Origin of the sequence: Desulfosporosinus acidiphilus SJ4 (genome assembly GCF_000255115.2) — a bacterium.
Classification (GTDB): Bacteria; Bacillota; Desulfitobacteriia; order Desulfitobacteriales; family Desulfitobacteriaceae; genus Desulfosporosinus; species Desulfosporosinus acidiphilus.
The window spans coordinates 2,749,084-2,771,663 of record NC_018068.1; the positions used below are offsets into that span (position 1 = coordinate 2,749,084).

Annotated in this window: 15 protein-coding genes; 3 read left to right on the plus strand and 12 right to left on the minus strand. The window is 37.6% G+C overall.

Annotated features, from left to right (window positions below):
• Positions 1-51 precede the first annotated feature (51 nt).
• The 3 genes from DESACI_RS12565 to DESACI_RS12575 form a co-directional block, all read right to left on the minus strand.
• Positions 52-699, minus strand: coding sequence for a response regulator transcription factor (locus DESACI_RS12565; RefSeq protein WP_014827569.1), 648 nt, complete (start codon positions 697-699; stop codon positions 52-54).
• Entirely contained in the window at positions 689-2,620 is a 1,932-nt protein-coding gene (amt, locus tag DESACI_RS12570) for an ammonium transporter (protein WP_014827570.1), read from the minus strand. The genes DESACI_RS12565 and amt overlap by 11 nt, the downstream gene beginning before the upstream one ends.
• Positions 2,621-3,056: 436 nt before the next feature.
• Entirely contained in the window at positions 3,057-3,527 is a 471-nt protein-coding gene (locus DESACI_RS12575) for a nucleoside deaminase (protein WP_014827571.1), read from the minus strand.
• A gap of 827 nt (positions 3,528-4,354) precedes the next feature.
• On the opposite strand from DESACI_RS12575, the gene DESACI_RS12585 reads away from it, so the two are divergent.
• On the plus strand, positions 4,355-5,062 hold the full coding sequence (locus DESACI_RS12585) for a potassium channel family protein (protein WP_014827574.1): 708 nt from the start codon (positions 4,355-4,357) through the stop codon (positions 5,060-5,062).
• A gap of 58 nt (positions 5,063-5,120) precedes the next feature.
• Here the strand turns inward: DESACI_RS12585 and DESACI_RS12590 are convergent, their stop codons facing one another.
• The 5 genes from DESACI_RS12590 to DESACI_RS12610 form a co-directional block, all read right to left on the minus strand.
• Positions 5,121-7,379 (minus strand): PocR ligand-binding domain-containing protein, encoded by a 2,259-nt coding sequence (locus DESACI_RS12590; RefSeq protein ID WP_014827575.1) that lies wholly within the window; start codon positions 7,377-7,379, stop codon positions 5,121-5,123.
• 64 nt (positions 7,380-7,443) lie between these two features.
• Positions 7,444-8,466: a PAS domain S-box protein gene (locus tag DESACI_RS12595; protein ID WP_158310180.1), complete on the minus strand. Its 1,023-nt coding sequence runs from the start codon at positions 8,464-8,466 to the stop codon at positions 7,444-7,446.
• A 319-nt stretch (positions 8,467-8,785) separates the two neighbouring features.
• Positions 8,786-9,652, minus strand: a complete 867-nt coding sequence (locus DESACI_RS12600; protein ID WP_014827577.1) for a response regulator — start codon at positions 9,650-9,652, stop codon at positions 8,786-8,788.
• A gap of 11 nt (positions 9,653-9,663) precedes the next feature.
• The gene (locus DESACI_RS12605) at positions 9,664-12,369 is read right to left on the minus strand and encodes an ATP-binding protein (protein WP_014827578.1); all 2,706 of its coding nucleotides are present in this window, start codon (positions 12,367-12,369) and stop codon (positions 9,664-9,666) included.
• 175 nt (positions 12,370-12,544) lie between these two features.
• A complete protein-coding gene (locus DESACI_RS12610) occupies positions 12,545-13,009 on the minus strand; it encodes a hypothetical protein (RefSeq protein ID WP_014827579.1) in 465 nt (154 codons plus the stop codon).
• Positions 13,010-13,663: 654 nt separating this feature from the next.
• Between DESACI_RS12610 and DESACI_RS12615 the strand changes: the two genes are divergently transcribed.
• Together DESACI_RS12615 and DESACI_RS12620 are read left to right on the plus strand one after the other, a co-directional pair.
• Positions 13,664-14,890, plus strand: coding sequence for an MFS transporter (locus tag DESACI_RS12615; protein ID WP_014827580.1), 1,227 nt, complete (start codon positions 13,664-13,666; stop codon positions 14,888-14,890).
• A 272-nt stretch (positions 14,891-15,162) separates the two neighbouring features.
• Complete coding sequence (locus tag DESACI_RS12620; RefSeq protein ID WP_014827581.1) at positions 15,163-16,623, plus strand: MFS transporter; 1,461 nt, start codon at positions 15,163-15,165, stop codon at positions 16,621-16,623.
• Positions 16,624-16,750: 127 nt separating this feature from the next.
• Here the strand turns inward: DESACI_RS12620 and DESACI_RS12625 are convergent, their stop codons facing one another.
• The 4 genes from DESACI_RS12625 to DESACI_RS12640 all read right to left on the minus strand — a co-directional run bounded on the left by DESACI_RS12625 (position 16,751) and on the right by DESACI_RS12640 (position 22,573).
• Positions 16,751-18,511 carry a SulP family inorganic anion transporter gene (locus tag DESACI_RS12625; protein ID WP_014827582.1) on the minus strand — a complete coding sequence of 587 codons (1,761 nt, stop codon included), beginning with the start codon at positions 18,509-18,511 and terminating at the stop codon, positions 16,751-16,753.
• 558 nt (positions 18,512-19,069) lie between these two features.
• Complete coding sequence (locus DESACI_RS12630) at positions 19,070-20,434, minus strand: ISNCY-like element ISDsac1 family transposase (protein WP_014827402.1); 1,365 nt, start codon at positions 20,432-20,434, stop codon at positions 19,070-19,072.
• Positions 20,435-21,013: 579 nt separating this feature from the next.
• Positions 21,014-21,373 carry a response regulator gene (locus DESACI_RS12635; RefSeq protein ID WP_014827583.1) on the minus strand — a complete coding sequence of 120 codons (360 nt, stop codon included), beginning with the start codon at positions 21,371-21,373 and terminating at the stop codon, positions 21,014-21,016.
• 135 nt (positions 21,374-21,508) lie between these two features.
• Entirely contained in the window at positions 21,509-22,573 is a 1,065-nt protein-coding gene (locus tag DESACI_RS12640; protein ID WP_014827584.1) for a response regulator, read from the minus strand.
• Between the last annotated feature and the right edge of the window lie 7 nt (positions 22,574-22,580).

Consider the following 22,580-nt stretch of genomic DNA (forward strand, 5'->3'; position numbering starts at 1 on the left):
TTTACTGTATTATACGGCAATTTTCACTGTATTTAATTTTCGCCCTATTAATTATACCTCGATGATATGATTTCGAACTGCATATAAAACTAAATCGGCTAGGCTTTTAAATTCCATTTTATGCATGATATTAGACCTATGAGTTTCCACGGTTTTTAAACTCAAATTCAGCATGTTGGCTATTTGTTTGTTACTATTTCCTTCAGCAAGAAGCTGGATTATTTCTCTTTCTCTTGAAGAAATAAGTTCATCGGGCTCTCCCTTCTTAAGATTAAAATTCTTCACAAAGCCGGCTACGACCGTGGAAGTAATATCTGTTGAAAGATATATTCCACCTAATTGTACTATTCTAATTGCCTTTAATAATTCTTCGAGTGCATTATCCTTTAATACATAGCCACTAACCTGCGACTGATAGGCCCGGGCCACAAATTCTTCATTCTTATGCATTGTTAAGATTATTACTTTTATTTCTGGGCAATCTCTTTTAATTCGTTCTGCCACTTCCAAACCATTAAGCCGGGGAAGAGAAATATCTAGTATAGCGATATCCGGTTTTAAGCGCAGAATTTCCTGCAATGCCATCTGCCCATCAGGGGCCTCACCAATTATTTCTATATCATTTTCTTGTTGGAGTAAAATAAGTAATGATTCTCGGAGTATTTTATGATCATCTGCTAAAAATACTTTAATCTTCAAAAGGCACCTCCATCATCAATGAAGTTCCTTGGCCTTCTGCCGTTATAATCTGAAGTCTCCCGCCCAGCATTTGCAATCTTTCCTGAATCGAATTCAACCCCAATCCCGTATGTACTCCATCGGCCTCAAAACCTACTCCATTATCGCTGACCTGAAACAAATACAAATTCCTTTTAAGCCTTACAAAATTAACGTTTACCATTGTTGCCCGAGCATGTTTTAAGATATTTGTCAAACATTCCTGAATTACTCGATATATATTCAAGACCGCAGCATCCTCCCAAGCAGGCATTTCCGTTAATAAATTAAATTCCGATTTGATGCCTGTAGTCTTTTCAAAGTTCTTTATTAAAACTTCAATTGCAGTACTAAGACCCTTTTCCCGTAAAAAGGCTGGTTTCAAATTAAATAGCACAGCCCTAATATCCTCTATAGTTTGGGTTGCAAGGTTAACAGTTCCTTCAACTTGATTGCCCAATTTATTATCTTTGTACTCTGTTTTAACCTTATTTGCAATCATACCCAATTGTAATTTTAAAGCCGCCAAGGATTGTCCAACGCCATCATGGATATCTCTTGCCAATTTAAGCCGTTCATGCTCCTGCGTTTCTACCAAAAGTTTAGCCTGTTTCTGCAATAATTGATTTTGAGCATGAATTTTCAGATTGAGATCTTGTGTTAAATTTTCATAATGTGTCATTTTCAAATAGTCTTGCCATGAATAAATATCAGCAAATTCAACAATGTTTAACCCTTTGTCCTCTTCTTCTTCGGTTACCCGTAAGCCGAGTGTTTTTTTGATTGTATAAAACATTAACAGACCCAAACCAAAGGCCCAGACAAAATTAAGTATTACCCCCGATAACTGAACTAGAATCTTAACTATACGTGTTTGGCCTCCAAGAAATTCTACGGGAGTAAATAAAGCTAATAATATGGTCCCTGCAGCACCTCCAAAACCGTGTATAGGTACTGCACCCACAGCATCATCTAATCCTAGTTTTTCTAGCAATAAGCTAGCTAAAACAACGACCACCCCTGCGATAAACCCTACCATAACCGCTTGAAAAGGATAAAGATAATTAGACCCAGCCGTTATTGCCACTAATCCACCCAAGGCGCCTGAAAAAACAGCTTCCATATAACTATGATTTTTAATAAAGACACTGGTTGTCAGTACAGCACCAACAACCCCTGCTGCTGCTGAAAAATTTGTATTTAAGAGGATTAGCCCAACACGATCATTGAATTCCAAAAGGCTTCCTCCATTAAACCCGAACCAACTAAACCATAAAATAAATGTTCCCAATACAGCAAACGGTATATTCGATCTCCCTAATTTCTTAATTCTCCCATGATCGTCCCACTTATCCTTACGCGGCCCCACAATGATAATTCCTGCTAAAGAGACCCAGCCCGCAGTGCAATGGACGACTGTGGCTCCTGCAAAATCCATAAATCCCAACTGTTTTAGCCAGGCCGACTGATTGGTAAACATATCTGCCCACACCCAGTGCCCATATAAAGGATAGATAAATCCTGCCAGAAAAACGTCAGCAATTAATAAGGGCAAAAGTCTGGTTCTCTCCGTCATACTCCCAGATACAATTGTTACTGCTGTTCCGGCAAACATTAATTCAAAAAATACAAAAACAAAGCCCAGGGAATTGTGTGCTTGAGATAGGTTATTAAGAAACCAGAAATTGCCGCCAAAAAGCCCCCAATGACTCTTTCCGAACATAAGTGCAAATCCTATAAAACAATAAACTAAAGTTGTAATGACAAATGTAATGATATTTTCAATGGCAACACTAATGACATTTTTGGATTGAATGAAACCAACTTCATAACAAACAAAACCCGCTTGCATAAAGAATACAAAACATGCACTGACAATGATCCATAAATGATTAATACTCATGCAGTATTTCACTCCACATAAACCATAAAAATAATCCTGTACGAAAATTCTAAACTTTTATGTGCTGAATTAATTATAAATTTTATTTCGCTGCAGTTATCTTACCAAGAAAACGTTTCCATTTATACGTATGTTACAAATAATTTACTCGCCAGAATAAGGAGTTAGGTTCTACCCATTTGGGTAAAGTGCCCTCGATTTGTGAAAAAATATCAACTCATCATTTCCTGACCTTTGGGGAACAGTACTCATGGGTACAACGAGAGGCTGCTCCATTTTAGTTAGAGAAATTTCGGTCGTTGACGATTATCTGATATTTCCGTTTACGTCTGTTTGGATTTTGCACTTTGAGTAGTCGCGCGTTTCAAAAAAGTTCACCCTTAATCCTAGAGTATCTTAAAATTATATTTGCTGCTTATCCCTACAGAGTTAGAATTTAACCTTTTATATTGTGAGAAAAATAGCTTGCCAATACTTGAAGACTTTCATCCCGCAATATTCCTGCTGTCACCTCTGGTTTAAATGGTGAGTTATTAAATACAATTTGACAGCACTGACTGCCGTTTTCACCCAATATGTTACATAAGTCAATATCACTGGCTCCATAAACCAGTCTGCCAAGCTTGGTCCAAACCATTGCTCCACAACACATGAAACATGGCTCACAACTTGAATATAGCGTATATTCTCGTAAATCAACAATATGTGTCTCATAACAGAACTTCCGAATTAATCCGGCTTCGGCGTGAAATGTCGGGTCAGTTGCAGTATATATCTGATTTTCATTGGTATAAACTATTTCATTATCTTTCACAAGAACCGCCCCAAAAGGTTCATTGCCATGTTCTACCGCTGAAATAGCCAATTCAATTGCTATCTTCATGAAAAATTCATCTGTTTTAGCCATTTTTAGACCTCCAACCATTCTTTACTACTAATGAGCAAATTATGTTGCAGAAATTTTGCAAGGGCCACTCTCTATTTGCATTCGTTCCCTATTTTCCCATATTTACAATATCCTTACTATATATACATAATATGGAACTAAACCTCCTATGTTTTCATAAAGTGTACTAGGTTAATAATCTATTTCAAATATAAGGAGGGGGTATTATGTGGTGGGGTCCTCGCTGGTGGGGGATTGGTTTCGGTTGGCCGTTCTTTGGTCCTTGGTGGTAGTAATTAACTAATGTTAATTAATAATTTTACTTTAAAAGTTTGTTTCTTCCTAACTATTTTTTATTAAGGGAGGATTTTAAAATGGCATATGGTGTTGACGGTGTTTGTACCCCTAATTTTCTTCCCGGTATTGGTATAGTTGTTGTTATTATTCTTCTGCTTATCGCTATGGGAATAGTATTTTAATTTAAAGGAGAGTGTAATGATGTACGGATATCTTGGTCATTATCCTAACATTTCACCAGTAGGGGCTCCTCCCCACATCGGTCCTATCACAACCTGTCGGCCAGTCTGTTTTCCTGTTACTGGATGCGTTGGTGTAAGTATTATTTTCATCGCTGTATTAATTCTTATCGCTTTAGGAGTAATTTTTTAGATCAATTCCTTCCAGTGTTCCGAAAGAATTATTTATTCGTTTGCTAATATCAGACTTCCCCCGCTGTTTTAGGCGGGGGATTTCTAGTTTGGGCCTTTAAAATGGCGGTTGTATTTTGGGTTTAAAAAACACAGAATTAACTTCTATGGAATAATATGGTGGCATAAGGAGGAGATGGAATGGTTCAGCGGGATGAATTAAAGGGGCAATGCCCTCCGCATATTTGGTATCCGCCACACACTTGCCCTGCGAATTCACCGTTTGTCGAGTGGGGGAAGGGCGCTATCAATTCTTCAGAGACTTTCCCAAAACCTGAGCATGAGTCTGTCGGACCTTCGGAACGAGATATTGCAGTTGCTGATATTTGGCCTTTACTGCCTGCGACTATTGGGGCTGGAGCAACGATCCTATTGTTGCTTATGGCAAACCATAAGCAATGGAATAATGAGCGAGACGACGAGGATTTTGAAGGATTTCCAGAACCTCAAGATACTCCGGTCGGCTCAGCCGTGGTCGTCATATATTCGATAATCGCAACTGCGGGTGTCTCGTACTATGTGTTTAGGGTGTTAACATCTACCGATGGGCATATGCTTACGACATTTATTCCTGTGGCCTCAGCCATTTCTCTTCTATTGATTTATTTTGCTGCTGCTTATGATCTTGAATATCACATGGTTCCGGGAAGTTTTTCAGGAAAACGTTTCGGAAATGACATCGTCTCCGAATTATTTACATTTGTCTATTTTAGTGTTACAACCTTTGCTACTGCAAGCATGGGAGACTTCTCACCGATAAGTGATGCCTCAAGAATTCTAGTAACCCTTGAAGTCCTATTCTTTATATATATCTTTACCATGGGGATTGTATTTTTTGCTGATCCCTAAATTTTAAGTGTACTCATCGGTTTGATTGAAAACAGCCGCTCCCATCATGCCTTGATGCTTAATAATTTATTGCCGGATCAACGAGTAGTCTTTCGATGAAAATTGAAGCAATTCCCGGATTAAATTGAGTCCCTGAACTTCTTTGGATTTCATAGATGGCTTGTTCCTTCGTAAGAGCATTTTTGTAGGGGCGCATACTTATCATGGCATCATAGCTGTCAGCAAGAGCAATAATTCTTGAAATCTTTGGAATAGATTCTCCTTTTAATCCTTTTGGATAACCATTTCCATCCCAACGTTCATGATGAGCTAGTATATACCCCGCTAATTCTAACATTTCGTGGGATGTATTCATGATCCTATAGCCAATATCCGGGTGGCTTTTTACTTGTTCCCACTCACCTTCAGTAAGTTTTTCTGGTTTGTTAAGAATCCCTTCTTCGATGGCAATTTTTCCTATGTCATGAAGCAGACCGGCAACTCTAAGTCTGCTAATATCAATTTCGGACAACCCCATTGCTCTGCCTATTAGCTGGCATAATTCACTCACTCTTTTAGAGTGCTGTTCTTCCCTTGGGTTTTTTTCATGCAAGGTGTTAATAATCGTTTTGATTAAATTATTTGTTGTACCTTCGTTTTCAATGATTTTAACTTTATACATGAAATCCTCAGCACATTTTAGAACTTTGAGCAGATCTTCATCTGTACTTGTCTTCGTTTCCCACCCAAATGAAATGCTAACTTGTATGGAATTAACACTTAGGGATAAACATCGATGCTTTATTCTTCGGACAACGTTTTCTGCTTCTTCTTTATTAGTCTTAGGCAAAAGAATGATAAATTCATCGCCTCCCCATCGGGCAATTATATCATCCGTTCTGCAGGCACTTTGTATTGCTGCCGCAGCCTTTCGTAAAAGCTCATCCCCTTTATTATGACCAAAGGCATCATTTATGAGCTTCAGATCATTGACATCTCCCATGATGATAGAGATCGGAAGGTTTCTTTTGGTATCTAAGCGTTTAATTTCCTCTTCGTAAAACCGCCTGTTATAAAGACCTGTCAAGGCATCATGATAACTTAAATATCGATTTTCATCATCTCGTTTCTTTCGGTCAGAGATATCTCTTATGACACTGAGAAGAACTCTTTTATTGGCCAAATTAGCTCCTTGTGAGCTTACCTCAACATCAATCGGCGAACCATCCTTTCGATAATGAATCGTTTCAAAAATAATACCCTCTTTATCAGCGGCTTCCATTTGGGCAATAATCACTGAAGTATTATGAAAATGCCTCAAATCCGAAACATTTAAGGAGGAAAATTCTTCAAATGTATACCCATATACTCTTGTTGCAGCGTAATTAACTTCCAGAATATTTCCTTCCCTATCAAGAAACATCATGACATCGTTGGCTTTTTCCACAAGAATTTGATATTTTTTCAGTTCATTTTCGGCAAGTATCTTCTCAGCGATTTCTTCTTCCAATATGGCGTTCAATTCTTGAAGTTGATTGGTACGTTCTGCTACTTTAGTCTCTAATTCCTTATTCAATGTGTTAATTTCATCTTCAGCCTTTTGCCGTTTGCCAATTTCCTCTTCAAGCATGGCATTGATCTCTTCTAACTCTGCATTAAACTCTTCGAGCATTCCGTTTGTCATGACTAATTCAGATGTTCTTTTCCTTATTCCTTCTTCAAGTTCAGTATTAAGTTTTTTAATTTTTTCTTCACTTTTAATCCGACTCTTGATTTGCTGTACTAAAGAAATATTTTGTACTGCATACTTTGAGAGCAGCAGTGCATTTAAATATAGATAATTACATATAGCTTCAAATTGTTGTTTGGGCATGCGTTTGACCTTAGCTAATTTTCGGCAATAAATAGCCTGATTCATACCGATTTCATCTGCAAATTCCAGCAAATCCACAATTTTAGAATCTTCATCAAGAACTTGTCCAATCAACCAGTTGGCGATATGTATTCCATTAACAATGATACATGCTTCGCCATGCAAAAGACCGGCACTTAAACACTTTCGAATGTTAGGTCCATCTTCTTTAGGAACACCAAGGATGGAATCTGATTTTTTGCAACTTGTGAAACCCTTTTCGGTGCTCCTTATTTCATTGCATAAATCACAAAAACCACTTGGTTCAGTGATAGGAGTTCCATCGGGCTCAGTTATGATAGAAGCCACACCTGTAGCCGCAGAAAATGAATTTTGTAGTTTTTGTATTTCGCCAATATCAAAGAGCTCTTTAAATTTAGATACTTTAATTTCTGTTAATCTTTCAGACAAGAACAACTTGCCCATACATTACACCTCCCTAATCTTTTTGATGGCGAAACTCTCGTCTACTTGTAAAAAACATGTCCCATTATTTTGATTTACTTTGGAACGTTACATTGACCGTTGTCCCTAAACCATTGCTTTCAATATTCATAATTGCCTCATGACGGATAACAATTCGATTACATATCGCTAAACCCAAGCCAACCCCTATATCTTTTGTTGTAAAAAATGAAGTGCCCAGTTTGTCTCGAATTTCGTGAGGTATTCCTTTGCCGTTATCGCGAATAGATAAAACAGGGCTATCATCAATCATCTGAGTGCGAATTATTACTTTACCGCCAGATGACATGGATTCGAGCGCATTATTGGTTAATTGAGTAACCAGTAATTTAATTTCTTTAGCGTCCAAATAGATGGCTTGAGTATCTTCAAGGGAAAGTTCAATAGTTTTCCCCTGTAATTTCGCTTGTGTTTGAAGTAATGGGAACATTGATTCTATAAGTTGATTCAGATTACGAACTTGCAAATCCAAAAACTTATCACCGGCAACTAAAATCAGTCCGGTAATCACAAGTTCAGCATAATCAAGCTCTTCAAGCATTAGATTGCAGTGATGAGCAAACTGGTTTTGCTCCATCTTCTGATGAGCTGCAAGTTGAAGAAATCCATGGACGCTGGTTATTGAGTTCCTAATTTCATGAGCAAGTCCGGAGGCAACTTTTTCGATAATCTTAATAATTTCTGTCTCCGCAAACACTTGCTCTGTCCTTTTACGTTTCGTTACATCTCGGATAATGCTCAATAATAATTTTTCATGGTTATACATTAGCTGATGCGCACTTACTTCAACAGGAAACTCTTCACCATTTTTCCTGACATGCCGCGTTTCAAAGGAAATTCCTATATCAAAAGCTTCCTGCAGTTGTTGATATACAGAATCCTTGGTTTTGGGAGCTCGAAGACTGTAAATCTTCATATTGTATAGTTCCTGAAGATTATAACCATAAGCCTTTGCGGCTGCGATATTAGCTTTAATTATGTTTCCATTGGAATTAATCAAAAGGACAATATCTCTAGAATGCTTAAAAATAGATTCAAAAAAGTTCATCTTTCTGCACCTCAGAAGATTAACTTGAACTTCTAAAGCCTTACATACATTGTCACTATAGTACTTGTTCTCTTTAGACTCAAACCTGAGTATCTTAGAATTCAATTGCATTGAAATCATTCCTTTCTAAAGATTTTCAACGTACCAAAATGTGAGTAATATTATTCTTCTGTAATTATTATAAATTGAAATGCTCAACAAATTCTCAACAAAAGCCAAAAAGATAGCGAATAATCGCCATCTTTTTGGCTTTTGTTCAAAATTATGTATGTCCCTTTAAGGGTATAGTATGCCTAAATCATTTTAATGGTTCCACAACTTAGTATAATCTTTGTTTTAAATTTCTATATTTTTGAGCATAACTTTCTCTGATCAGATCGGCCCATAGCCAATCTTCACCGTTTAAATACTCTCCGGTATATAATAATTCAGCTTCCTTGCCTCTTTCTGCTAACCCCGTTCTTAGAAAAATATCATAGGCATCATCAAACTGCTGTAAGTCCCATTCGGTTTCCGGCAAATTCAGCTGATACGAATCATGAGCGTAATTGATTTTCGCCATACATCCCGACTGACTCAAAGTCTTTCTGATAGCCCAAACGGCCGTCTGGAGGCTGGCTAAAGCCTTCTCTGGCTTAAGTGTCCTCCATAAATCATCACATATTTTATATTTGTCCACCCATTTTCCATCATTTTGCAACAGATAGGCAAGAAGTTCTCTCGGTTTCGTTCGAGTCCAACGAATCGGTTTGTGCCCTACAAAAACCTCGAAATTTCCAAAACTTCGTATTTTAAGAGATACGTGGGCCAAAGACTTTCTATACTTAATTTTCTGAGAAATTTTTGTTATGGCTTTAGCTAATCTTTCCGGCCTGACAGGTTTCAATATATATTCAATGGCATTAACCTCAAAGGCCTGGGTTGCATAATGGTTATAAGCCGTAATGAACATCACCTCTATGTCGGGGTACTTTTCCGAGAGCTTTGCTGCCAGTTCGATACCGTTCAGGTCACTCATCTCAATGTCCAAAAAAGCACAATCAGGCCTTAAAATAGAAAGCTCTTGAAGAACCTCTTGAGGATCAGTGTAAGCTCCTACGACCTCTATATTTTTAAAGTCTTTAATCATCAATTTCAAATCTTCTAGTATTACCGGCTCATCATCAACTAGAATTGTCCTTATCACAACACATCACCTCAGTTTATTGTTGAATTAGGGATTTTCATAGTGATAATTGTACCCTGATTTTCTTCGCTTTGAATATCAAGCCCTTCTCCATAGCTGAGCATCAGCCTGCGCTGAATATTCTTTAAGCCAACTCCTACTTGCGAAATTTTGCTGTTCAATAGATCGGCAAGTTTATCTGGTGGGATTCCGATTCCATCATCCTGAACTTTGATAATTACATACTTGTCGCGATTTTTAATACTTAATTTCAACGTTCCGCCCTTGGCCTTTTTTAGTATTCCATGTCGAATTGCGTTTTCCACCAAGGGTTGTATTGTCAGCAGGGGAACCGAGATATCAAGGGTTTCATCTATGTCATATTCTACCCTTAACTTATTTTCAAAACGTTCCATTTCAATCGATAGATAGGCCTGTATCGTTGATAGCTCCGTCGATAACGGTGTCATCCCATTAAGGTTTTCGAAGTCAAAACTGCCTCTTAAATAATCTGAAAAGTCATAAAGAAGCTCTTTAGCACGCAAAGGTGCTTTATTACAGAGAGCTGTAATTACATTAAGCGTATTATACAGAAAATGCGGTTTAATCTGGGCTTGTAAAAATGAAAGTTCCTTTGCTACCAGTTCACTGACCGACTCTTTTAACTGTACAAGGGTTTTAACCCTTGCCTTTAGTTCCAAGGCTTCAAAAGGTTTTGTCAGGTAATCGTTGGCCCCGGCATCAAAACCAGCCTGCAGATCATCGGGCCTTGCTTTAGCTGTCAATAAGAGCACCGGCATATCTATGGCATGAAAACGTTTTCGTATTCGTTTAAGGACTTCATAGCCAGATAATTTGGGCATCATGATATCTAGAATTACAAGGTTATATTCAGGGCATTTTTGAAGTTCCTGCAAAACATCTTCCCCACTATTGAGAGCTTTGACGTAGTAACCTTCATTGTCAAGAATATTAAAAAGAGCGGTTAAACTAGCCACGTCGTCATCCGCAGCCAGGATAGAATACTTCCTTTTGTTATCAGAGATTAATGACCTATAAACCGGCTTCATTGCAGCATCTTCCGCAGCCGCCTTATTATGGACATCATTGCTGCTTTCCAGATGTATCGTTTCGTTGGATTCAAAACAAATTGGTAATGTAAAAGTAAATCGGCTCCCTTTGCCAATTGTTGAATTAACCCAGATAGTGCCTTCATGTAGTTCTATTAAAATCTTAGTTATAGATAGACCTAACCCAGTGCCGTAAATCTCCTTCGATTCCGACGCGTTTACCTGATAAAAGGACTTAAAGATTTCTTCTAGCTTGTCCTCCGGGACCCCGCAGCCAGTGTCCTCAACCCAGATTTCTAGGCTATCATTTCGTTTAACCGCACCAACCACAATTTGTCCCTTTGTCGTAAACTTCAAGGCATTTCCTAAAAGATTGAATAATACTTGACGCAGCCTTTCAACATCAGCATAAACCGGAGATAATTCCCTCGGGATGCTATTAATAAATTCTATTTTCTTATTGCCGCGAAGGTGTTTCAATACGAATATAACAGTTTCAGTCATAGTACGTATATCCACAGGTCTTCGTGCCAACTTAATAGCACTTTGTTGAAGGCTTGACATATCTAAAATATCATTAATGAGATTATGTAAATGCTGTGCCGAAGCAACAACGATTTGTAGATTTTGCTGCTGAATTTGATTAAGCTGGCCGCTTTCTATTGCGGCCTTTGTAATATTAATAATTCCATGGAGTGGTGTCCGAAGTTCATGTGACGTATTGGCCAGAAATTCATCTTTTAGTCGATCCAGTTCTAAGAGCTTAACGTTCATCCTAGAGGCCAGTTCACCGGCTGATCTGAGACGATTTAGGCGCAGCATCTCTTTTTCCATTTCTATACGCCGTGAAATATCCTCAACGATTGATGAGATTCCGATAATCTCGCCCTTTTCATTCTTAATCGGCGATTTTGAAATTGAAACATAAATAATTGAGCCATCTTTTCTGACGTGCGGAATCTCTGGTCGAATTATACACTCCCCATAATTGATTTTTTTCAAAAACATATCATATTGAGATAACATATCTGGAGGATAAAGAATTGATGCCGATTGTCCTTCTATTTCAAGAAAAGAATAGCCAAAAATTCTTTGCGCGCTCGGATTCCAGCTCTTAATTAAACCCTTTAAATCCGTGCTATAAATAGCATTAGTAGAATTTTCTACAATGGCAGCCAAATATTGCAGTGCGTTTTCCATTTGTTTACGATTGGTTATGTCATTGCAGTAAACAGAAATCCCATCTGCAGAAGGGTAAACATGGACTTCAAACCATCTGTCCTCCAAGACACCTTTAGCCTCAAAATGCCTTGGCGCTTTTTGGGTCATAGCTTCTCTGAAGTACTCATCATAGATTGACCCTTTAATTTCCGGCTTAAGACATCTAAAATCTTGTCCGATGCATTCCTGTTCAGATTTATTAAAGTATTGCAAGGCAGTTTTATTAACATATATAATTTTCCATTGGTCATTAAGAGCAAAAAACGCCGCTGTTATGCTATCAAGAATGTCCGTTACTTTTTGTTTTTCAAGCTGTAATTCCTCTCGTAATTTCTTCTGTTCAGCTGCATAACTCGTCTGATCTGTAATGTCTCTCAGACAAAGAATAGCTTCCTTGACTTTACTATTATTTCTATAGATAGGACTTGTTTTGTTCTCGTCTCTCATTGTAAAGCCCCATTTACAAAGGTTTAAGTGAGTTAATTAAGATTACTGATAGTTAGACGTTTTATTCGACATATCAAGCTAATCTCCTTCAATACTATAAAAGGAGCATTCCTTGTTAATTATTCATATCAAGTAATTCACTATCACCAAAACCCCAAGTTTCTTATGCTTAAGCTCACAACATTCTTTCAATCATTTCAATTTGCTTGGCCTTACTTAGAATAATATCAGATAATATTTCATAGGTTCGTGTATGAACGTCATCGGTATTTTTCACAAACCTACCTTGTATATCTACTAACAATGAATATACAGCCCGTTCTAAACTCAGTGAAAACTCTAAAAACTCCCGGCCACTAGTAATATTGATTTCATTTAATCTCATATTAAAATTACTGATTAATGATGACATTTTATCGTACGTTGAAAAATCAATTTCCTCAAACGTTACTTTCCTTATTTCATTTAAAAGCGATTCGTAATATTTAACAGTTTTATCCATTTGTTTAATTAAAACATTTGAAAATATCTTTACATATAAAATGTCACTCTTGTGCTGTCCAATACTTTCATATATAGCTCTTCTTCTAACTGCAATTTTGAGAGCTTTCTCAATTATATCAGCAACGTTGTATCCCATAGACTCCTACCTCAATTATAAATAAATGCTGCTTGAATTATCACCGATAGTCAAAGACGCTATACAGCTTCAATTAAGTAATTATAACCATTCGGGACCTGCCCATTCTCAATTTATTATATAGAATCATCATATCGAACACAAAGGAGCTACACCTTGGAGCAGCACTTTTTGTGTTCGATAACCTTCTCTCTTCTGCCAATGAGTTTTAGTGAAGATCATGTTGATCAATGCCTAACTCTCACGGTTCCAGTGCGCAAACAGAGCTGCCCTATTTATAAAATTGACAAACTATATATGATTAAATAAAATACCATTATTAATACTACTACATATAATAGTAGTAGTATTAATGGTATCTAGGATTGCAATTGTGCTTACCAATATTGAACTTATAACTTATTTTTCTTAAATTTATCCAACTAAAACCCTCATATGCATAACGAAATTGAACGCATGTTTCTTTCTCTCAGTAGAGGAATTTTATCTAACTATTCGGCAACGGTTAGATCAAATACGTTTATCAAAAATTTTAATGAAGAAGTTGAAAAGGCAAAAGAACTTTACCCCGATAAAAAACTAATGGTTCGACGCTATCTCTTATCGCACTGCAAGCTTGAACAAAAGTAATTGCATGAAATGGGTGGTTAAACAATGTTAGCAAAACTCAAGGAAACATACCCTGCATTAACTCAACGAAATTTTCGTTATTTTTGGCTTGGTCAATGTATTTCTTTAATAGGCACTTGGATAGATACGACTGGCCAACAATGGCTGGCATATACTTTGACTAAATCCGCATTATTATTGGGGCTGCTCGGAGTAGCACAATTTGGACCGGTCATGTGTTTTTCACTTTTTGCCGGAGTAATTATTGACCGTTACCCTAAAAAACGAATACTCCTATTCACACAAACATGCATGATGATCCTTGCGTTCATTCTTGCCATTCTAGTCTTGTCCGGACAGATAACTTATTGGCATATCTTTACTTTAGCTATCTTCCTTGGGTTGGTAAACACCCTCGATCAACCTACACGCCAATCCTTCATGCCGGAATTAGTAGAAAAAAAAGATTTGAGAAGTGCAATTGGGCTAAACTCATCCATTTTTAATGTCGCCAGAATGATTGGGCCGGCCATAGCCGCCGTATTAATGGCCAAATATGGAGCGGGTCCGTTGTTTATCCTTAATGGAATCAGTTTTATTCCCGTCATAATTGCAATCAACTTGATAAAAACTAAACCCTTTGAAGCTAAAAAGGTATCCAAGAAAGTACTGACTGAAATATATGAAGGGTTAATGTATATCAGACATTCAGTCTTTCTGCGCAGCGCTGTCCTATGTACGCTCTCTGTTGGTACTTTTGTCATGAACTATAACGTGATTATTCCTCTATTTGCCGGAGAAGTACTTAAACAAGGTGTTGGGGGATATGGTTTTCTATTGTCTTCCAGTGGTGCAGGTTCACTCATTGGAGCACTAATGGTAGCCTCTTGGGCTAAAGGTAAGCCTAGGTTAAGACTGCTATTTGGCAGCGCTTTTTCCGTATCCGCCTTTCTTACGCTGCTATATTTAGTCCACTTTTTACCCTTGGCTTCCGTCATGTTAGCGATTATTGGGTTTTCTAACATTCTATTTATGACGACTGCAAACTCAACAATGCAGTTCAATTCCGCCGACGAATTCCGGGGCAGAGTCATGAGTGTTTACTCGTTTGCATTTTTAGGGACTACACCCATTGGAAACCTTTTTGTCGGGAGCATTGCGCAAAGATGGGGAGCTGGTATTGGAGTTTTGGTTTGTGGATCAATTTCAGTTTTGCTAATTCTGCTAATTGTTATTAATACAGTGATAAAGAAACATGCGGTTCAGCACTGACCAGTATCCCCTTCTTATCACCTCGCCTGCCTTTATTATATTTGCGACTACGTTTACATTAGCAATATATTTTGACGTACGATGGCAAAACGATATTGACGTATACTTAAATTATGCTTAATATTAAGATTATATAAGAATATTTATAAATAATCTCTATCTACCCTTAATCCTTGGAGATTTTACCTTAAAATATAGGGCTAGTCAAACCCAAAGGACTTCGGATCTTTTTCTTATATCTAGTTTTCTACTCTGTTAAGGAGTGATAAATAATGAATGAGGATGTATCAAAGAATCAACCCTTGTCTAGAAAAAGAGGCTATCATTGGTATATTGTTGGCGCAGTATGTATAGGTGCCTTTATGGCTGCCTTGGATGCCAGCATCATCAACGTCTCCATGCCCACTTTAAGCAGAAGTTTTTCCGTTAGCATGAACATTATTGAATGGGTTTCTATTGCCTATCTTTTGACTTTGACATCTCTTTTAACTTTGTTAGGCAGTTTATCCGATAGACTGGGCAGGAAATTATTTTATACCATTGGGTTTGCTGTTTTTGGCCTGGGTTCAGGGTTATGCGGTGTAGCGCCAACAATATCTTTTCTCATCGTTTCCAGAGTTCTGCAAGCTCTCGGGGCAGCGATGCTGCAAGCTAACTCCGTGGCGATTATTACAGCCTCAGTTCCTGAAAACAGTCGGGGGAAAGCAATTGGCATTCAAGGTTCCGCTCAGGCGATTGGTTTATCTATTGGACCAACGGTAGGGGGAATTCTCTTGGCTAATTATGGATGGCGTTTGATCTTCTACGTGAATCTTCCTATAGCACTTGTCGGGACCATTATTGCCGCCTTTATCCTACCTAAGGATAAGCCAAACCCGCATTCTTCTCGCTTTGATTACCTAGGGGCAATACTTTTTACACCAGCTTTAATCTTATTAGTTCTGATATTTAAAGACGGTTACATCGTCGGCTGGTTATCAACTACAATTATCTGCGAATTTATGGGTGTAATCTTGTTTTTATTTCTGTTTGTCCTTCGGGAAAAGAGATGTCAGAATCCTATGATGGATTTAAATTTACTTAAAATCAAGTCTTTTAGCGGGGGGAATATCTCAGGGATGCTTTCCTACTCGCTAATGTTCGGTGTCATCTTTTTAATGCCGTTTTATCTAGAATGGGTGATGCAACTCCCCACTTATTATACCGGCCTCATTTTAACAGTCGTTTCCATAGCTATGTTTATTATGTCTCCCCTCTCCGGGGCGCTTGACGACCGGATAGGCCCCAAAGTTTTGACCGCCAGCGGGATGATTCTGGCATCCAGCGGAGCAATGGTGCTGGTATTCTTATCAAGCAAAACTGCTATCTATATTGACATTTTGGGCTTGATTCTGGTAGGAGCAGGCATGGGTATATTCACTCCTCCCAATAACAGCTCAGTTATGGGAAGTGCTCCCCCCGAACATATTGGAGTAGCCGGCGGAATTCTGAATATGTCTCGCTCTCTGGGCATGAGTATGGGAGTAGCTATTGCAGGCACTCTTTATGACAGTAAATTTAACAGTTTTCATCTTGTCCACCACACCACTCTGAGTGCCCAGATTCTTTCGTTCCACGTAGGTTTTGAAGGAATGATGGCGTTGGGAATAGCTGCTGCTTTGATTTGCCTATTTATTTGTAACGACTCCCGGCTTGATAAGATTTCAACAAGTGAATATATCTCATTTCATTAATTGAGCTTGAATATAAAAATGCAACCACATTGTGCCAATAATGTAGTTGCATACAGAGTATTGTTTAAATTGGATCAGAACTGTTTAATTTCTTAATAAGATATTTCCCTAGAATGATGTTCTATTGCTAAAATTGGAAGGAACTAGCTAATATATCACAGGATTTTGATTTATTGTCCGTATCGCATTTCAAAACAGCTCTAGCCCTTTCCATGTCCTTAGAAGAAAATGCAAACGTCTCTTTTTCTGACATGAATTTATTGTTGGAATCAATACCGAAATCAAAATTTGAACTGACTAAAATAGAATTAAGATTGGAAGTTAACCCACAGATAATGACTTCTCCATCAGCTTCTTTAACCGATCGTGTAAAAACTTTAAGAGCATTAAGTGCGGTAACATCAATATTCCGTACATGTTTCATTCTCAAAATAAACACTTTTGATTTGTTAACCAAACTATCAAGTTTTTGTTCAAGGTTATCTGCCATTCCGAAATAAAGGTTGCCCTCTAATTCAACGATTAAAATCTCAACGTTATCCTCGACAACCTCAACTTCTTTTTCAACGATTTTGACACCTTCAGCTTCCAAAGGAACAAAAATTCTTATGGGAGCTTTATTGGTGTCTTTTAAATGCAGCATAATTGTCAGCACAATTCCAGTATAGATCGCATAGGAAAGGTTAGGGAGTAAAATGGTTGCAAAACAGGTCACCCACATTGCTAAAGAATCAGACTTCAATTTACCAAGACTTACGACCTTCTTAATTTCATCTTTATTTACGAGATTATAAGCTGTAACCATCATTACACCGGCAAGACAAGCTGTTGGAATATATTTAGCAAAAGGTGCAAAAAACAGAAGAACTACAGCCATAATTCCACCTTGGAGAACACCGGAAAGTCTTGAAACAGCTCCGCTATGATAATTAAGCGCTGTTCTTGTGAAAGAACCGGACCCCGGGAATCCTTGGAAAAATGAGGAAGCTATATTCGCTATCCCTTGACCTATAAATTCTTGGTTAGGATCAATTTTCTGCCGTGATAATGTTGCAATTGATTTAGCACTGGAAATTGCTTCAACGCAGCCTATGATGGCAATAGATAAAGCTCCGCTGATGTTATTCTGAATAAAACTGAAGTCGAAGTTTACCATTTTAAACGGGGGTAAAGAAGTAGGTATATTTCCAGTCAGTTGGACGCCAAGCTTATCTAAGGAAAAAATGATGATGAAAATAATTGGAATAATAATCCCGATTAGTGCACCGGGTAAACTCTTATTAATTTTTTTACAAGCTATTATCACGATGATCGTTATTAAACCCATCCCAAGAGCATATACGTTGGTTTGCTGCAAATGGGTCAAAACATAATACAATTTTTCTGTTGTCGCCATTTGGGCTGAATTTTTAATAGGAATACTTAGAAGTGTGCTAAGTTGTCCGAGGGCTATTAAACAACCTGCGCCGGTTGTAAAACCAATAATTACTGAGTGAGAAACATAACTAATTAATCGGCCAAGCTTTAAAATTCCAAAAAGCATCTTAAAAGCACCTACTAAAAATGTCAAGAGGAAAACCATTTGATAGGCATTATCGAGTCCCATATAGTTCTTCATAACACTGGCAACCAGTAAAGCAGACGAATTAGTCGGCCCCGTAATTAAATGTTTAGAACTTCCAAACGTTGCACCGAAAATAGCGGATACTATCGCGGTATAGAGACCATAAACCGGGTTGAGTCCTGCAATCAAAGCATAGGCCATACACTGAGGAATCGCTACGACGACTCCAGTTAGCGCTGCCATAAAATCCTTGTGAAGATTCTCGATTTTATAATTCTTTATACCCTCAATAGAGGGAATACGGTTAATATTTGCAAGGTACATCTGAATACCACCTTTAAATCAATGAAATTTACGACAAACACATAAAAAGGTTTTGCGCTTATCTAAACTCAGATTAATGTGGAGGACAGTCAAATCCAATAACAATCCTTAACTAAATCCTCCCTTCCAAATTTTTTGATCAAATTTCTTAGCATCCCTTATAGGGTCTTTCTAAAACTTTGCTTTTTTCAAAATCAAAGTCTTTTTGTATGTACTTATCCTCACAATTAAAGATTATCATTGGGTTTCGCGAATGTCTATAAGAAGACAATATTGTCGTAATCGAATTTAATAATGCCCAGGTTTTCTCACTAATTAGTTTAAATATTATTAGCTTCAATCAGTTAAAGTCTATGAATCTGGTTATAGCACCAAAAACTCTTAAAATAAATATATCAGAAGATTTATAGGCCCTGAAAATCGGCTTATTTTCTATGTTATATATAGTTAGATTCCCCTGAAAAAGTCGGTTAAAAAATACTCGTTTTAAACTCGTCTGGAAACAACATAGTTTTTAAGCTTTATACTCAAATACCCCTTGCCATTTCTCGGTTTCCTCTAAATCAGGGCCGCTATTCGTCTCAAATTGTAGGTTAATATCCCAAATCCCACCCAGGTACTTACACCTTGGTGGCCTCGGGACAGACTTCTCCCTAGACCATATTTCCGTTTCAAAATGCTTATGGTACCTTCTCCGCCAGCTCTCCAAGCTTGCAATCGTCGGAACCATCTCTGCTTTTCGTGAGATGCCTGTGCTTTACTCTTCTTGCCCTTTTTAGGCATCGATATTCGTTTGATTCCTAGGTCAGTCAGTTCTTTTTGGTTCTTACCGCTGCTGTAACCTCTGTCGGTAGCGATTGAATATGGCACTTTTCCTGTTTTAGAAATATGACGTTTAACAGTTTCTACCAAAAGACTGTCATCACTAGGATTTCCAACATGAACTTTATAATCGGTTATAATGCGGTCTTCATTTTCTGTGATCTCTGTTTTATAGCCAAACTCTGTCGGACTCTTTAATTTCCCTTTTTGAATCGGCCGTGCATCTGGATCATGAAGACTAATCACTCGATTCGAAATGTGGGTGTTTCCGCCGTTGACTTTTAGTGTTTGATTCACAATTTTGTCGGCGGTGACTATGACCTTATCGAGTTTCTCAATCTTGCGTTTTGTAGTGTTGCTCATCTGCTCGCCTAGAGCTTCTTCGGCTTTATCCATAATCTGATGGGCGTTAGTCATAGTTTCAATGGCTTTATCAACTAATTTATCGGTAATCTTACGAACTTCTTCAACAGCCTGATGATTACGCCGCTTAAGTGTTTTACCGATTTCCAAAATTCGCTTCTTCGCTGAACGACAGCGTTCAATCATCTTGGGCATCGTCGAACCCGCAGTTTCTCGAAGGCTTTGAGCTTGGCGTGTTATCGATTTAATAGCATCGGCCAAGAGCTGAGCATCCGTAGGGTAATGAATATTGGATTCCGTCACCGTTGTGTCCGTGCGAAGTCTCCGGCTCCGAGTAATCTTGTCTTGAGAAGCCTTAACAACGAGAGCTTCATTAAGCTGTTCAACGATGTCTTCTCCATACTTTTGAGTCAGTTTAATCAAGGTCGTACTATGAGGAACTGTCGCATCTAAGTTAATTCGACAAAAGCGACGCCATTTAATGCTGTCACTAACCTCTGCAACGAGAGTTTCATAACCAAACTCATAACGGAACTTAAGGTACATGAGACGAAGAAAGGTTTCGACAGGAACTGTCGGTCGGCCAATACGTATATTCCAACGAGAAAGGAAAGGCCGCATAAATTTCTCATCATCCAGAAGTTCATCGATAGTCTTTAATTCCTTGCTTAGTTCTAGAACTTGCTCAGGTAAAGCAAAATCCCAAATAGTAAGTTGCTCATTGTGAAGACGTAACATTTTTTGACCCCCTGAAAGGATTTTTCACCCTCTTGGAGAATCTAAAAACTAGGAATTCTCCAAAAGGGTAGTAGAATTTGGTTGCTTGTCACTTCTAAATTTCTACCAAATCCTTGGGAATTCCTTTTATTTTGGCCATTTTGAAAATATCGGTTAGTTTTTCAGGGGAATCTAGTTAATAATAAATATATAATCATAATTTACATCTTATTTTAACTTAGCAATAGAGCTAAAATAGTATTTAAAATCCCCTTTATAAATTATATTGTTTTAACAAATATTTATTTTTTAAATTATAATGATTTGGCTTTATGCGAAAAATTTACTATTATCTATATATAATCCTTTAATCTAAGTGTTTGTAAAAGGCGATTCTAATTACGACAAAGTACCCAAGCCCAAACGAACCTCTACCCCATCTTGCGGCATTCATAAAAAAGCGGCCTCAATTCATCTTGAACTGAAGTCGAGTCAACGCCAAATTCTTTTGTTTTGAATGCAAAAAATCCCTCCTCTCAATGGGCAGGGACCTTTTAAATCGTTATATTGTTCTAGAGTTTTGAAATTGTTTCTTCCAACTTAAGTAATACAGTGGTTAACTGTTAACTTTAACTGTTCTAATTCAAACGGCTTAACTATTAACCCCTGATATAAAGATTCCTCAGGAAAAGTTTTATTATCTGGTGTGTGAGCCGTCATTATTATTGCTGGAACATTTGATAAGCGATTTTCGGATCGCATCTTTTCAATGATATCCTTTCCGCTTTTACCAGGAAGTTGTATATCAGTAATAACAAGATCTGGGGTCTGTTTACTTAATAAATCAATGGCTTCATTTCCGGATTTACAGAATTGTACTATATGCCCGTTTTCTTCTAGTGCCAATTGAATTACCCGGCTTATCGCAGCATTATCTTCAACAATCAATATATTCGCCAAGATTTCACTCCCCAACTAAAAATTACAGACAAATATACTATATAATAAGAACGCCAAGAATTTTGTAGATGCATGTCTGAAGTATATAGAAAATTTGGTCAAGTTATGTTGAATTGAGATAAGGTAATCATGTTATCATAATTTAAACCTAACATTAAATGTAGTACCATGAGATCCCGTATCAATCACTATGGCGGCTTTATGGTGAGCGGCAATCCTGTAACAAATACTTAATCCTAATCCATTCCCATTTTCTTTGTCAGAGAGAAAAGGTGTCCCTAACTTTGTTAAAATTTCCGGTTTAATTCCTTTACCTTGATCCCTAATGGACAATACAACCTCATCGTTTTCAACATATGTTTTTATGCTAAGGGAACCTTCTGGCCCCATGGATTCTAAACCATTGCGGCACAGGTTCAAGATCATTTGACGTATCTCATGACTCTTCAAGCTAAAATTGGGCAGCACATCACTTTCTATCTTTACTGTCTTACCCTGTTGTAAAGCATCGGCTTGAATTAACGGTACTAATGAATTGATAATTGAATTAAGGTCCTGCATTTTAAATTCCGCAGTATTATTGTGACCAATCGAAAGAAATTCAGAAATTAAAGAATTTGCCCGATTAAGTTCATCGATCATTATATCAATATCTTCTTTGAATTTAATTAACTCAAGTTTACCCTGTAATAATTGTAAATAGGCTTTGACTCCTGTGATAGGATTTCTGATCTCATGACTTACCCCAGCGGCCATTTCACCAATCAGTCGTAATTGATCCCATCGAAGAACTTCTTTTTCAATTAATGCGTTTTGATGTTTGACTGAATCTACGAAACTCGCTACTTTGTATCTCAAATTCGCCGGATTAACCGGCTTTAGTATATAATCGATCGCGCCTAGTTCGTATCCTTTGTTTATCTGATCTTGGGCCTGATAATTTGCAGTAATAAAAATAATCGGTATATACTTTGATTTTTCTCTGGTTCGTATTAATCTCGCGGTTTCAAATCCATCCAATCCAGGCATCTGAACGTCTAATAAAATTAAAGCAAAGTCGTCTTTTAGCAATTGCTTCAAAGCCTCGTGCCCAGAATTTGCCTGAACCAATTCGTATGAGGTAGAATTCAAAATTGCCTCTAAAGCCATGAGATTCTCAATCCGATCATCCACCATCAGAATCTTTATATTGTCAGTCATTAAAAGT